Annotated in this window: 15 protein-coding genes; 3 read left to right on the top strand and 12 right to left on the bottom strand. The window is 66.7% G+C overall.

Annotated features, from left to right (window positions below; translation table 11 throughout):
- Positions 1–90: 90 nt before the first annotated feature.
- On the bottom strand, positions 91–2,037 hold the full coding sequence (locus CSW63_RS21855; protein WP_062097927.1) for a S9 family peptidase: 1,947 nt from the start codon (positions 2,035–2,037) through the stop codon (positions 91–93).
- Positions 2,038–2,100: 63 nt separating this feature from the next.
- Positions 2,101–3,219: a DNA polymerase III subunit beta gene (gene dnaN / locus CSW63_RS21850; protein WP_062097929.1), complete on the bottom strand. Its 1,119-nt coding sequence runs from the start codon at positions 3,217–3,219 to the stop codon at positions 2,101–2,103.
- 176 nt (positions 3,220–3,395) lie between these two features.
- Here dnaN and CSW63_RS21845 point away from each other — a divergent pair, with 176 nt between their 5' ends.
- On the top strand, positions 3,396–3,647 hold the full coding sequence (locus tag CSW63_RS21845) for a DUF2061 domain-containing protein (RefSeq protein ID WP_062097931.1): 252 nt from the start codon (positions 3,396–3,398) through the stop codon (positions 3,645–3,647).
- On the opposite strand, the gene grpE is transcribed toward CSW63_RS21845, so the two are convergent.
- Together grpE and hrcA are read right to left on the bottom strand one after the other, a co-directional pair.
- Positions 3,593–4,213 carry a nucleotide exchange factor GrpE gene (gene grpE / locus CSW63_RS21840; RefSeq protein ID WP_062097933.1) on the bottom strand — a complete coding sequence of 207 codons (621 nt, stop codon included), beginning with the start codon at positions 4,211–4,213 and terminating at the stop codon, positions 3,593–3,595. The genes CSW63_RS21845 and grpE overlap by 55 nt on opposite strands.
- Positions 4,214–4,225: 12 nt before the next feature.
- Positions 4,226–5,302, bottom strand: coding sequence for a heat-inducible transcriptional repressor HrcA (hrcA, locus tag CSW63_RS21835; protein WP_062097935.1), 1,077 nt, complete (start codon positions 5,300–5,302; stop codon positions 4,226–4,228).
- Between the two features lie 139 nt (positions 5,303–5,441).
- Here hrcA and rph point away from each other — a divergent pair, with 139 nt between their 5' ends.
- A complete protein-coding gene (rph, locus tag CSW63_RS21830; protein WP_062097937.1) occupies positions 5,442–6,158 on the top strand; it encodes a ribonuclease PH in 717 nt (238 codons plus the stop codon).
- A gap of 65 nt (positions 6,159–6,223) precedes the next feature.
- On the top strand, positions 6,224–7,201 hold the full coding sequence (locus tag CSW63_RS21825; protein ID WP_062097939.1) for a S1C family serine protease: 978 nt from the start codon (positions 6,224–6,226) through the stop codon (positions 7,199–7,201).
- Here CSW63_RS21825 and CSW63_RS21820 read toward each other — a convergent pair.
- From CSW63_RS21820 to CSW63_RS21785, 8 genes are all read right to left on the bottom strand, one after another.
- Positions 7,198–7,425, bottom strand: a complete 228-nt coding sequence (locus CSW63_RS21820) for a helix-turn-helix transcriptional regulator (RefSeq protein WP_062097941.1) — start codon at positions 7,423–7,425, stop codon at positions 7,198–7,200. The two genes, CSW63_RS21825 and CSW63_RS21820, sit on opposite strands and share 4 nt — an antisense overlap.
- Before the next feature lie 16 nt (positions 7,426–7,441).
- Positions 7,442–7,975: a DUF2975 domain-containing protein gene (locus CSW63_RS21815; RefSeq protein ID WP_062097943.1), complete on the bottom strand. Its 534-nt coding sequence runs from the start codon at positions 7,973–7,975 to the stop codon at positions 7,442–7,444.
- An 85-nt stretch (positions 7,976–8,060) separates the two neighbouring features.
- Positions 8,061–8,177, bottom strand: a complete 117-nt coding sequence (locus CSW63_RS21810) for a hypothetical protein (protein WP_062097945.1) — start codon at positions 8,175–8,177, stop codon at positions 8,061–8,063.
- Between the two features lie 154 nt (positions 8,178–8,331).
- The gene (locus tag CSW63_RS21805; RefSeq protein ID WP_099502978.1) at positions 8,332–9,429 is read right to left on the bottom strand and encodes a chemotaxis response regulator protein-glutamate methylesterase; all 1,098 of its coding nucleotides are present in this window, start codon (positions 9,427–9,429) and stop codon (positions 8,332–8,334) included.
- Between the two features lie 4 nt (positions 9,430–9,433).
- A complete protein-coding gene (locus CSW63_RS21800; protein WP_062096137.1) occupies positions 9,434–10,294 on the bottom strand; it encodes a protein-glutamate O-methyltransferase CheR in 861 nt (286 codons plus the stop codon).
- 66 nt (positions 10,295–10,360) lie between these two features.
- The gene (locus CSW63_RS21795; protein ID WP_062096139.1) at positions 10,361–10,834 is read right to left on the bottom strand and encodes a chemotaxis protein CheW; all 474 of its coding nucleotides are present in this window, start codon (positions 10,832–10,834) and stop codon (positions 10,361–10,363) included.
- A complete protein-coding gene (locus CSW63_RS21790; protein ID WP_099502980.1) occupies positions 10,831–12,639 on the bottom strand; it encodes a methyl-accepting chemotaxis protein in 1,809 nt (602 codons plus the stop codon). The genes CSW63_RS21795 and CSW63_RS21790 overlap by 4 nt, the downstream gene beginning before the upstream one ends.
- A 77-nt stretch (positions 12,640–12,716) precedes the next feature.
- Positions 12,717–13,184, bottom strand: a complete 468-nt coding sequence (locus CSW63_RS21785; RefSeq protein ID WP_062097258.1) for a chemotaxis protein CheW — start codon at positions 13,182–13,184, stop codon at positions 12,717–12,719.
- Positions 13,185–13,186: the final 2 nt, after the last annotated feature.

Below are 13,186 nucleotides of genomic sequence, written 5' to 3'. Positions count from 1 at the left end.
GGATGGATGGGGTGGAGGCCCAGCCGCCGACGTCGGCGAACCGGTCCGCGCCGATCATCCCGGTTCGAACCCGTTCAGTTTCCGCGACGGTTATTTCGCCGCGCCCAAGCCGAACACCTTGGTCAGGAACTGCGTCTCGACCTCGCGTCGCCGGTCGTTGTTGACCTTCTTGCGGAAGCCGTGGCCCTCGTCCTTGAACTGGACGTACCAGGTCTCCACGCCTTGGCCCCGCAACTTGGCGACGATCTGGTCGGACTCCGACTTGGGGACGCGCGGATCGTTCCAGCCCTGCATGACCAGCATCGGCTTGGTGATCTTCTGGACGTTGTTCATCGGCGAGATCGTCTCGAAGACCTTCAGCATTTTCGGATCGCGCTCGTCGCCGTATTCAGCGCGGCGAAGATCGCGCCGGTAGGCCTCGGTGTTCTGCAGGAACGACACGAAGTTCGAGATGCCGAACAGCTCGATGCCGCCGCCCATGCGGTCGGAGTAGTGGGTCATGACCGCCAGCGACATGTAGCCGCCGTAGGAGCCGCCATAGACCACCACCCGGCTGGGATCGAGATCGGGCTGGGTCTTGATCCAGTCCAGAAGCGCGCCGATGTCCTTGACGGAGTCCTCGCGCTTCTCGGCGTTGTCGAGGGCATGGAAGGTCTTCCCGTAGCCGGTGGAGCCTCGGACGTTCGTCAGGATCACCGCCGCGCCCAACTCGGCGACCGCGTGCTGACTGAAGGTGTCGAAGGTCGGCCGCGACTGGCCCTCGGGGCCGCCGTGGATGTTGATGATCACCGGCGCCTTCTGGCTGGCGGCCAGCTTGGGCTTGTAGACAAAGGCCGGAATCGTGCGCTTGTCGAAAGACGGGTAGCGGACCAGCTGCGGCGTCGCCAGCGCCTTGGGATCTAGGCCGCCCAGCTCGGAGGCCGTCCAGCGCTCCAGCTTGCCGTCCACAACGCCCCAGCTCCAAGCGTCGCTGGCCGCCGTGGGCGAGGCCAGGCTGAAGCCCAGACGGGCGCCGTCGGGCGAGAAGGTCAGGCCCGAAATGACCCCGGCGGGCAGTTCGGGCTGGGGTAGCGCGCGGCGGGTGCGGAAGTCCTGCACGACCAGCTTGGAATAACCGTCCTCGTTGAACGCATAGGCCAGAATGCGGCCATCGTCCGACAGGGTGAAGCTCTCGACGCCCCACGGGCGTTCGGGCGACACGATCGTCTTCTGGCCCGTGGCCAGGTCGTATTGGACGAGCCGGGTGAAGTCCGAACCCTCGTCCGACAGCATCAGCACGCTCTTGCCGTCGGGCGTGAAGACCCCGCCGGAATAGGCGATCTTGGTCTTTGACGGGTTCAGCTCGGTTAGCTTCCCGCTGGCCACATCGAGCAGCCAGCGCTTGGACTCGCTGATCGAGACGTAGCGGCCTAGCAGGACGGTCTTGCCATCGGGGGACACCGCTTCCGGCGAGACCTGACCCTGGCCCCTGAAGATCACCTTGGTCGCGCCCGAGGCGTCGCGCATCAGGATGTCGTAGTCGGCCGAGCCCTTGGCCGTCCTCGACCAGACGATCACCGCGCCGTCCTTCGACCATTCAGGAGACTGGTTGCGCGTGCCCGGCTCAGTCAGCTGGATTGTCTTGCCGTCCGGGCCCAGCAGGAACAGCTGGAACCACTCGTCCCCGCCGGTGTCCTTGGAGAACAGGATCTGGCCGGTGGGCAGGGCGCTGGCGCCGCCGATCGGCTCTTCATAGAAGGTGATCTGACTGCGGTCCGCGCCGGGAGCGGCCACGCGGTGCAGCTGGTTGGTGTTGCCGAAGCGGGTGCTGATCAGGATGCCGCCGTCAGGGGCCCAGTCCACGAACCCCGCCGAGCGGGCGTTCTGGTACTTGGCAAGGCCCTCGCGGACCGAGGCCGGCGCGATCGGAACGTTCTCCAGGATCTGGTTTCCGATCTCGCGGCGCTCGACCGCCTGCTCTCCGACCGCCTGACTGAAGGCGGGCGCGGCGGCGGTGATGGCAAGAACGGCGACGGAAGCGGCAAGCAGCTTGTTCATACGGACCCCAAACAGCGGAACGGGCGCCTAAAGCGCCCGTTCGTCATCCCCAACAATCGCGGATCAGACCCGCAGCGGCATCAGCACGTACTTCACGCCGGGATCGACCGGATCGACCACCAGGGTCGGGCTGGCCGGGTCGGCGAAGCGGAACTCGGCCTGCGGGCCGGCGATCTGGCCGCAGACGTCCAGCAGATAGCGGGCGTTGAAGCCAATCTCAAAGGGCTCGCCGTCATAGTCGACCTCGACCTCTTCGACAGCTTGGCCGGCTTCCATGTTGCGGACGGTCAGGGTGATGCGGCCCGGCTCGACGGCCAGCTTCACCGAGCGGCTCTTCTCGGCCGAGATCGTCGCGACGCGGTCGACGGCCTTGGCGAACAGGTCGTTGTCCAGCGTCAGGATCTTGGCGTTATCGCGCGGGATCACGCGCATGTAGTCGGGGAAGGCGCCGTCAATCACCTTGGAGGTCAGGGCCGCCGCGCCGAACTCGAAGCGGACCTTCTGCGGCGAGACCTGCAGGTCGACCGTCTCGCCGGCCGATTCCATCAGGCGGCGGGCCTCGGCGATGGTCTTTCGCGGCACGATCACACCCGGAATGCCCACCGCCCCTTCCGGAGCGGGCATCTCGGCCAGGGCCAGGCGGTGGCCATCGGTGGCGACAGCGCGCAGCTTGGTCTCGCCGCCTTCGTTCACCGTGTGCAGGTAGAGACCGTTCAGATAGTAGCGCGTCTCTTCGGTCGAGATCGCAAAACGCGTCTTGTCGATCAGGCGGATCAACTCGTTGGTGTCCACCGCGATGCGGCTGGACAGCCCGTCCGAGCTCATGACCGGGAAGTCGCCGGCCGGCAGCACCGGCAGGTTGAAGCGCGAGCGGCCAGCCTGGATCACCAGGCGCGGATCATCGCCGCTGAAGCTCAGTGACACATCGGCGCCGTCGGGCAGCTTGCGGACGATCTCGTAAAGGGTGTGGGCCGGTGCGGTGATCTGACCAGGCACGTCGATCTGGGCGAAGCCCTCGTCGATGATCTCCATGTCCAGGTCGGTGGCCGAAAACGACAGACGATCGCCATCCGCTGACAGCAGGATGTTCGACAGGATCGGGATCGTGTTGCGGCGCTCGACGACGCTTTGCACATGCCCCAGCGCCTTCAGGAGCGCCGCCCGTTCGATCGTAAGCTTCATAGTCCAGTCCAGATGTCAGGCCCGCCGCCCCGAGGGAGAATCAGCCCCGCGCGAACCCGTGGAGAAGGGACCGCCGACAATAGCGAAAACACGCGCGCGGGGAAGAGGCCGAAACCCTTGCGGCGTGGGATTCCGCCGCCATTTATTGAGAACGATTCTCAAATTGGAGCGCCAGGATGCGCCTTGCCCTCAAGACCCTGACCTATGCGTCGATGCACCTGACGGTGGCTGTAGCGGTCGCCTACGCCCTCACCCGCGACTGGCGCGTGGCGCTGGCGGTCGGTCTGGTCGAACCGATGGTTCAGACCGTAGCCTTCAACATCCACGAGCGGCTTTGGTCGCGCGCCGACCAACGGGCGCGCGACCGTCGCGATCAGGCCTTGGCGTCGAACGTGCCGCCCGAGTTGTCGCCCTCGGCGGCCGCGTAGGGGTTTGCCGAAGCCGTCGGCGCGTCCGGCGAGGCTGGGCCGGTCGAACCCTTGGCCGCGACAGCGACCATGGCCGGACGGACCAGACGGCCCATCAGCTCATAGCCGGCCTGCATGACCATCAACACGCCGCCCGCAGCGACCTCGGTCGAGGGCTGCTCGGTGACGGCCTGGTGCAGGTGCGGGTCGAACTTCTCACCCTTGGCAGGATCGATCTTTTTCAGGCCGTTGCGTTCGAAGGCGCTCTGCAGCTCCTTCTCGGTCATCTCGACGCCGATGATGAAGTTCTTCACCGCCGGATCGGTCGAATCCTTGGGGCTGTGCGCCGTGGCGCGGCCCAGGTTGTCAGCGGCGCCCAGGAGGTCGCGCGCAAACTTCTGGATCGCATAGGCGCGCGCGTCATTCATCTCGCGCTCGGCGCGGCGCTTGGTGTTCTCGGACTCGGCGGCGTAGCGGAGCGCCTGCTCCTTCAGTTGCGCCACTTCCAGCTTCAGCGCCTCAATTTCCTGCGCGGCGTCATCGGCTTCGAACGGCATCTCTTCCGCCGGCGTTTGCTCGTCGGTCATTGGGTAAGGTCCTTATCCATCCATCATCCGCCCGAGCACCCGGGCGGTATAGTCCACCAACGGAATGACCCGAGCGTAGTTCAAGCGGGCGGGGCCGATCACGCCGATCGCGCCCAGCACCTTCTGGCGTCCCGTCATATAGGGCGCCGCGATCACCGAGGAACCCGAAAGCGAAAAGAGACGCGTTTCAGCCCCGATATAGATACGAACGCCCTCGGCGTCGCGCACGTCGTCCAACAGGCCGATCAGCTGACCCTTCTGCTCCAGATCGTCGAACAGTTGGCGGACGCGATCGATGTCTTCGCGCGCGCGCGCATCGGCCAGCAGGTTGGCTTGGCCGCGCACGATCAGCGAGCGGGCGTCGCCCTCGCCGCCGCTCCAGGCCGCCAGACCGTCTTCCACCAGGCGGGCGGCGGTTTCGTCCAGCTGCCGACGCGCCGCGTCCAGTTCCCCGCGCATTTCGGTCCGCGCCTCGGTGAGGGTGCGGCCGCGCAGGCGGGCGTTGAGGAAGTTGGAGGCTTCCTGCAGAGCCGAAGGCGTGACCCCCGGCGCCTGGCGCATCAGCCGGTTCTCGACCTGGCCGTCCTCGAAGACCATCACAGCCAGCACCTGGCCGCCGCCCAGCGGCACGAACTCCACATGCTTGACACCGCCTTCGCGGACGGGCGTGACGACGATCCCGGCGCCGCCCGCCAGACCCGAGAGGATCGAGGACGCCTCGGCCAGGGCCTCTTCGAACGAGCGACCCTTCACCGCCAGTCGGGCCTCGATCGCGCGCTTTTCCTGTTCGGCGACGTCGCCGACCTCCAGGAAGCCGTCGACGAACATCCGCAGGCCCGCATGGGTGGGCATCCGCCCCGCGCTGGTGTGCGGCGCGTCCAGCAGACCCAGTTGGGCCAGATCCTGCATGGTGTTGCGGATCGAGGCCGGCGACAGGGCGACGCCGCCCTTGGAAATGGTGCGAGAGCCCACCGGCTCTCCGGTCTCCAGGTACGATTCGACGACCCGCCGGAAAATGTCGCGGGCGCGGGCGTCCAGTTCGGCGAGGCCTGGCGTGCGGACGATCGGCCCTGGAAAGAGCTGCGTCATGCCTCAGCGCTCCGATCAAGCGTGACTTCGAAGACCCGGTCGGCGAACAAAAGCGGTCGGCCCCTTTCAAGTGCGGCTGCCAATAGGATAAGCGGCCACCCACACACATTCAAATCTCCCAGCAGATCAGGAGTTTCCCATGCGTCCGTCCGAACGCGCCCCCGACCAGTTGCGCGCCGTCACGCTGGAAACCGGCGTCAATCGCTATGCGGAAGGCTCGTGCCTGATCTCGTTCGGCCACACCAAGGTGCTGGTCACCGCGACCGTCGAAGAGAACGTCCCTGGCTGGATGCGCAACAAGGGGGCGGGCTGGGTGACCGCCGAGTACGGCATGTTGCCGCGCGCCACGCACTCGCGTGGCCGCCGCGAAGCCGCCGCCGGCAAACAGACGGGCCGCACCCAGGAGATCCAGCGTCTGATCGGCCGGTCCCTGCGCGCCGTCGTAGACCTGAAGGCGCTGGGCGAGCGCCAGATCACGCTCGACTGCGACGTCGTTCAGGCCGATGGCGGCACCCGCACCGCCGCGATCACTGGCGCCTGGGTCGCCCTGCGCCTGGCCACCAAGTACCTGCTGGACGAGGGCGTGCTGAAGACCGACCCGATCCTCGGCCAGGTGGCGGCCGTCTCCTGCGGCGTGTTCAACGGCGTGCCGGTGCTTGACCTCGACTACGAGGAAGACAGCAACGCCGAGGCCGATAGCAATTTCGTCCTGACCGGCGAGGGTGACATCGTCGAGATCCAGGCCACGGGCGAGAAGCGCGGCTTCACCCGCGCCGAGTTCGAAAGCCTCTATGGTCTGGCCGACAAGGGGATCAACGAACTGTTCGCCCTGCAACGCGCCGCGATCGGCAGTTAGGACCCAAAGGCTTGCCGAACGGGGGCGCCGGTCCCAGATTCCGACCTCAAGTCTAGGAGTCTCGCGTGCCCACCCCGTTCGATGGCCATGAAGTCGAAGCCCGCCTGCGTCCCTCGGCCGAGGCCTATCGGTTCGATCTGGATCAGGCGCTGGCCTCGATGGTCGCCCTGGAAGCCACGATCCCGGCCGACGCCTACACCGCGCCGCTGCTGGGCACCGAGCGGGTCGGCAACGGGGTGGTGATCAGCCCCAGCGGTCTTGTCGTGACCATGGCCTATCTGATCACCGAGGCCGAAGAGGTCGTGCTGACCCGCAACGACGGCCGACGGGTGTCCGCCCATGTGCTGGGGCTCGATGCCCGCTCGGGGCTTGGCCTGGTCCAGGCGCTAGAGCCTCTTGACCTTCCGGCGATCACCATCGGCAGCGCGCGAGACCTGGATGCAGGCTCGGCGATCATCGCCGCCGGGGCCGGTGGCCGCGCCCACGCGGTGGCGGGCCAGGTCCTGACCCGCATGCCGTTCGCCGGCTATTGGGAATACAAGCTGGACGACGCGATCATCACCGCGCCCGCCCACCCGCACTGGAGCGGCGCCGCCCTGATCGGCCCCAAGGGGGATCTCGTGGGGCTGGGTTCACTGGCCCTCGAAGGTCGTGACCAGAACAACGAAGCGCGCCCGCTGAACATGTTCGTGCCCGCCGAGTTGCTGCCGCCGATTTTGGATGATCTGGCGCGGGGGCGCAGTCCTCATCCGCCGCGTCCGTGGTTGGGCGTCTTTGCTCAGGAGATGGAGAACCACATCGTGATCGTCGGGGTCTCGCCCAAGGGACCCGCCGCGCGCGCCGAGTTGCGGGCCGGCGACCTGATCCTCGCGATCAACGGCCGGCCAGTGTCGGACCTGTCGGCGTTCTACGATGCGCTCTGGGGTCTTGGAGAGGCGGGCGTCACCGTGCCCTTGAAGATCCTGCGCGAAGGCGACGCCTTCGATATGGAGGTGCGTTCCATGGATCGGGCCAGCCTGCTGAAAAGGCGGCGGCTGAACTAATCCTCGTGCGCGTCGGCCGGGCCGTACTCGAAGCTGAGGAGGTCACCTGGCTGGCATTCCAGTTCGCGACAGAGCGCGTCCAAGGTCGAGAAGCGCACGGCGCGGGCCTTGCCGGTCTTCAGGATTGACAGGTTGGCGATTGTCACGCCGACGCGGTCCGATAACTCGGTCAGCGACATCCGGCGCTCCAGAAGCACGCGGTCGAGGTTCACGCGGACGGGCATGCAGGATCGCTCCGGATCAGATCGTGAGTTCGGCTTCGCGCCGCAGGCGCGCGCCCTCGCGGAAGACCTCGGCCAGGACGAACACCACCAGCACCGAGAACCAGGCGGTCAGGGTGAAGCTGTCGTCGATGACCTTGGCCTTCGGGGCCAGCCAACGGGCCAGGCCCGAAAAGACATAGCGGCCCACTTCCAGACCCGCGAGCACCAGGCCGATCAGGCGCAGGCGCACGACGTTGTCGGGGTGAAAGGGGTCGCCGGCGGTGAGGGTGGCGAAGATCTTGCGCAGCCGCTCGACGATGACCATCCAGCCGCCCAGCAAGAGCGCCCAGGCGGCCAGGGCCCCAGCGAACAGGGGTCCGTTGCGGCTGACGGCCTCGACCGCGTCGCTGATCGGCAGCATCGACGCCAGCAGTTCGGGATTGAAACTGAACAGCAGCGCGATCAGCGTGAACAGCGATAGCAGGCTGACGAAGATCCACAGCCCGACATAGATCACGTCGAGGATGATCTTCAGGAAACTCGATACAGAGCCTGGCCCCAAGGCGCGCATGGCTGCTCCCCCGACAGCGACGCTAAGCAACATGCCCCGCGTCGCGGGGAGACGTCAAAAAAGGATGTCTCGAACCTTCGGCCGCCTAGAGCGTCTGCACCACGAACGTCACGGCCGACACCGGCACGGCCACGATCAGCGCGGCGGTGATAGCGGTCATGACGAGCTTGTCGGCGATGCGGAACAGGCGGGCGGAGGACATCGGGTTTTCCAGTTTGCGAGATGTGGCCAGGGCCGAAACGTTCGGCCCCTCGCCACGGTCAACAAATAGGCCGGGCTTCCGGTTCCGCCAATGCTGTTTATCGAGAAACGATATTAAACTTTAGCAATGATCGCATCTGTGTCGGCGTCTCTCGCTAGCGGCGGGGCGATCTTAGGATTTCCGAAGCCAGGGCCTGCAGGGGGGCTATGCGATCGACACATCCGAGGGCGATTGCTTCCTTGGGCATGCCGAAGACGATCGAGGTGGCCTCATCCTGCGCGATCGTGGCGGCGCCGGCCTGTTTCATCTCGCTCATGCCGCGCGCGCCGTCGTCGCCCATGCCGGTCATGATCACACCCACGGCGTTGGACCCGGCCGACCGCGCCGCCGAGCGGAACAGGACGTCGACCGAGGGCCTATGCCGGGTGACCAGCGGTCCGTCGCGAACCGAGACGAAGTAGCGCGCGCCGCTGCGCTCAAGCAGGATGTGCTTGTTGCCGGGCGCGATCAGCACCCGACCGCGCAGCACCGTATCGCCATCCTCGGCTTCCTTCACCGACACCGCGCAGAGGCTGTCGAGCCGCTTGGCGAACGAGGCGGTGAACTTTTCGGGCATGTGCTGGACGATGACGATCCCGGGGGAGTCGGCGGGCAGCGCTTCGAGCACTTCGCGCAAGGCCTCGGTGCCGCCGGTCGAGGCGCCGATGCAGACGACCGTCTCCGTGGTCCTGGCCATGGCGCGCGCATTCGGCGGCGGGAGCACCGCGTCGGCGGTCAGCTTGCGTTCCGGCTCGTGATAGACATGCGGTACGGACGCAGGGGGGCGGCGCGCCCCGGCCACGCGGGCGCTGGCGGCGGCCTTCACCGCGTCGCAGATGCGGATGCGCGACTCGACCAGATGTTCGGCCACGCCCATCCGGGGCTTGACGATCACGTCGACCGCGCCGGCCTCCAGCGCCTGCAGCAGCGTCTCCGAACCCGCCTCGACCAGCGACGAGCACATGACCACCGGCAAGGGGTGCTGGCTCATGATCTTGCGCAGGAAGGTGATGCCGTCCATTCGGGGCATCTCGACGTCCAGGGTGATGACGTCGGGGATTTCGTCGCGGATGCGACGGGCGGCGACGAAGGGGTCGGAGGCCACCCCGATCACCTCGATCTGCGGATCAGACTCCAGGATACTGGCCAGGGTCTGGCGGACCGTGGCGGAGTCATCAACGATCAGAACGCGGACTTTTCCCGACTGCGGCATGGGGCTAGCGCTTCTGGAAGACGGTGTTGGCGACCTGGCGAACCGGCAGGTCCAGCCCCACGATCGACTCCGAGTGCCCCAGGATCAGATAGCCGTTGGGTCGCAGGTGATGGCAAAGGCGCGTCAGCACCCTTCCCTGTGTGGGTTTATCAAAATAGATCAGGATGTTGCGGCAGAAGACGACGTCGATGTCCTGCTGGACGGGGTAGGCGTCGTCCATCAGGTTCAGGCGCGCGAAGCCGATCTTGGACCGCAGGGCCGGCGCGATCCGCACTTCGTGGTGTGACGGATCTTTGGATTGGCGTACGTATCGCCGACGCATCGCCATCGGGACGGGGGCGATCATTCCGGCGGTGTATCGCCCGGCGATCGCCTGCGCCAGCACCTCGGTGCAGATGTCCGTGGCCAGAATCGAATAGTCCAGCCCCCTGTTGGCGTCGCAGAACGCGTCCAGCACCATCGCCAGGGTGTAGGGCTCTGCGCCCGTAGAGCAGGCTGCGCTCCAGACCTTGATCTCCCGACGCCCCGCCGCGACGAGCTGCGGCAGGATAGTCTTCTCCAAAACCTCGAAGTGCACCGGTTCGCGGAAGAATTCGGTCTTGTTGGTGGTCACCGCGTCGATCAGATGAATCGTTTCGGCCTCGAGGCCCCCCTCGTCGAAAATGAACCGGCAGTAGGCGTTGACGTCGTCGAGACCATGGACCCGCATCCGCCGCCGCAGCCGGCCCTCAAGCATGGTGCGCTTGTTGGCTGGCATCTTGATGCCGCTATAGTCGTGCACGAACGCTGACAGGCGCGAGAAATTCTTGGCGCTGAGCGGTTCGCTGATCGACACCGGATTTAAGGCGGCGGCAGCTTGGGCCAAACTGATCCCCTGAAACTAAGAGCGCGTTCGGGCGGTTGAGCCGCGTACGCTTAGACCCAAGGCGCTCTAGGCGGCTTGAGCGACGAGAGCGACGTCCTGACTGGTCAGCAGGCGGGCCAGGTTGAACAGGACGACAAAGCCGCCATCGCGTCGAACCACCCCCTCAATGTAGTCCGAGCGCCAGGGGACGCCGATGTCCGGGGCGGCCTCGATCTGGCCTTCCGAGACATCCGCGACCTCGATCACCCGGTCCGCGACGAGCCCCAGCGACAGGACCCGTCCGTCGACAGGCACGTCCACGACCAGAATTCGGGTCGTCAGCGAGGGCTCGATGCGCGGCAGGCCGAGCTTTAGTCGCAGGTCCAGGGTGGGCACGCCGCGGCCGCGAACATCGGTCAGGCCGAGCATGTAGCCGGGACCTTCCGGGATGCCGAACGGCGGAGCGTAGTCGAGGATTTCCCGGACGTAGGCCACGGGGACGGCGAAAACCTCCGCCCCCAGGCCCAGCGTGACGTACTGGCGATCGCTGTTCTGGCTCAAGTGCCGTACTCCTTGAACACCGCGTCGTCCTCGTCCGGGCCGCCCTTGGTCAGGTCGAGGGCGAAGCCGGCCGCGCGGGCCTGCTGGGCCGCGACGCTGCGGGTGGCGGGCTTGGCCGCCGCCGTCTTGCGCGCCGGCTGGGGCGCCGGGCGCTTGGCCGGCGTGGCCGTCCGGGTGGTCGATCGACCGCCGCTGCTGGCTTCCGTGCGGAAGAAGGCGATCGAGGCCTGCAGTTCCTCGGACTGGGCGGCCAGCTCCTCGGAGGTCGCCGACATCTCCTCGGAGGCCGAGGCGTTCTGCTGGGTGACCTTGTCGAGTTGCTGGATAGCCTCGTTGATCTGGCTGGCGCCGATGTCCTGCTCGCGGCAGGCGGCGCTGATCTCGGAGACCAGTTCGGCCGTCTTGCGGATGTTCGGCACCAGGCCCGCCAGCATGTCGCCGGCCTGTTGCGCCGCCTTGACGGTGTCGGTCGACACGGCGCTGATCTCGGCGGCGGCCGTCTGGCTGCGTTCGGCCAGCTTGCGGACTTCCGAGGCGACGACGGCGAAGCCGCGACCATGTTCGCCGGCCCGGGCGGCTTCGACGGCGGCGTTCAGGGCCAGGAGGTCGGTCTGGCGGGCGATTTCCTGAACGATGGTGATCTTCTCGGCGATCGTCCGCATGGCCTCGACTGCGTTGGCCACGGCCTGACCTGAGGTCTCCGCCTCAGCAGCCGATTGACGGGCGATCTTCTCCGTCTGGGCGGCGTTGTCGGCGTTCTGCTTGATGTTGGCGGCCATTTCTTCCATCGAGGCCGAGGCCTGCTCGGCGGCCGAGGCTTGCTCGGTGGCGCCTTGGCTCATCTGCTCGGACGTGGCCGAGAGTTCCTGGCTGCCCGCCGAGACGTTCTCCGAGGCCGAGACCGCGTCGGCGACCACGCCGCGCAGGCGGTCGACCATGCGCTCCAGGGCCAGGCCCAGCGTATCCTTGTCCGACAGAGGCTTGGGCTTCACCGTCAGGTCGCCGTCCGCCACCTTGTCGGCCAGCGAGGCGGTCTCGCGGAGGTTGGCGGTCATGCGATTTACCGTGGTGACCAGATCACGAATCTCGTCATCGGCCTTGACCGTGACCTCGTTGTTCAGATCGCCGATCGCGACCGCGTCCAGGGCCTCGGTGATCTGCTTGAAGCCGCGATTGATGATCATCGAGATCCAGACTGCACCGGCGATCGCCACGAGCAGCGCCGCGAGGGCCGTCGTCAGCAGCGTGTTCCGCGCTTGCGCATAGAGGGCGTCGCTGTCCTGGTCGGCCTTGACCATCATCGCCTTGTTCAGCGTGACGATGTTGTTGAGGTCACCGGTCAGGCGGTTGGCGATGGCGCGCGACTTGTAAACCGTCGCCTCGCCAGCCTCGGCCCGGCGCCCCGCCATCGCCAGACCGCGGACCTCGGCGTTGACAAGCTTGTACTCGTCCCAGGCCGCGTCGACGTTCACCCACATCGGCTTGGCCGCAGCGGCGGCGTTGGCCACGCCCTCATTGATGGTCGTGTCCAGCTTCGGGATCAGTTCCAGCGAGTCGGCCTCGAACTTGCGCAGCAACGCCGGGTCCTCGGTGAGCGCCATGTTCTTCTCGAAGCGCAGCAGTCGACCCATGTCGCCGTCGACGAGCTGGGCGCGCGCCAGACGCTTGGCGGGACCGTCGATGATGCCCGAGATCGACTCGTTCAGCGTGCCCATCCGGCTCACGCCCATGAACACAACCAAGCCCATCATCGCGATCAGAACCGCGAAGGTGGCCATCAGCTTAACTTTTATCGTCAGTCGCATTTCAGCACCCCGTGGGCTGTCGCGGCCTTGGCCGCGGTGGTTGGGAGAGTAGTCGCCGCGCGGGGCGACCCTTTTGTTCAGTGGCGTTGTCGTCCGCCGGTCTCCTCGCGGATCGCGGCGAATATCCTGTCCAGGTCGGGCACCACGATCACGTCGCCGGAGCGGCGGACCAGGCGGCGGATGAAGTCGGCTCGCCAGCGCATGCCCACCCGAGGGGGCTCTTCGCTGTCGTCGTCGGTGATGGCGGTGACCTCGTGCACCTTGTCGGCGCGCAGCCCGATCAGGGCCGGCTCGCCGTCGAGGGGGTGCTCGATCACCACGATGCGGTTGTCGATCGTGGCGCCGTCGACGGGCATGTCGAAGGCGACGCGAAGATCGATCAGCGGGATGATCCGGCCGCGGAAGTTGATCACCGCGCTGACATGCGGCTGGGCGCCGGGAACCGGCGTCTCGGGCAACAGGTCCAGCACTTCGCGCACCAGTTCGGCCTCCAAGGCGAAGGTTTCGCCGTGGAGGTCGAAGGTGAGGGCTTCGAGGGTGCTCATGA

It is taken from the genome of Caulobacter sp. FWC26 (assembly GCF_002742645.2).
GTDB lineage: Bacteria > Pseudomonadota > Alphaproteobacteria > Caulobacterales > Caulobacteraceae > Caulobacter.
The sequence above is the reverse complement of the archived record's forward strand: the minus strand, read 5'-3'. Positions and strand labels throughout refer to the sequence as shown.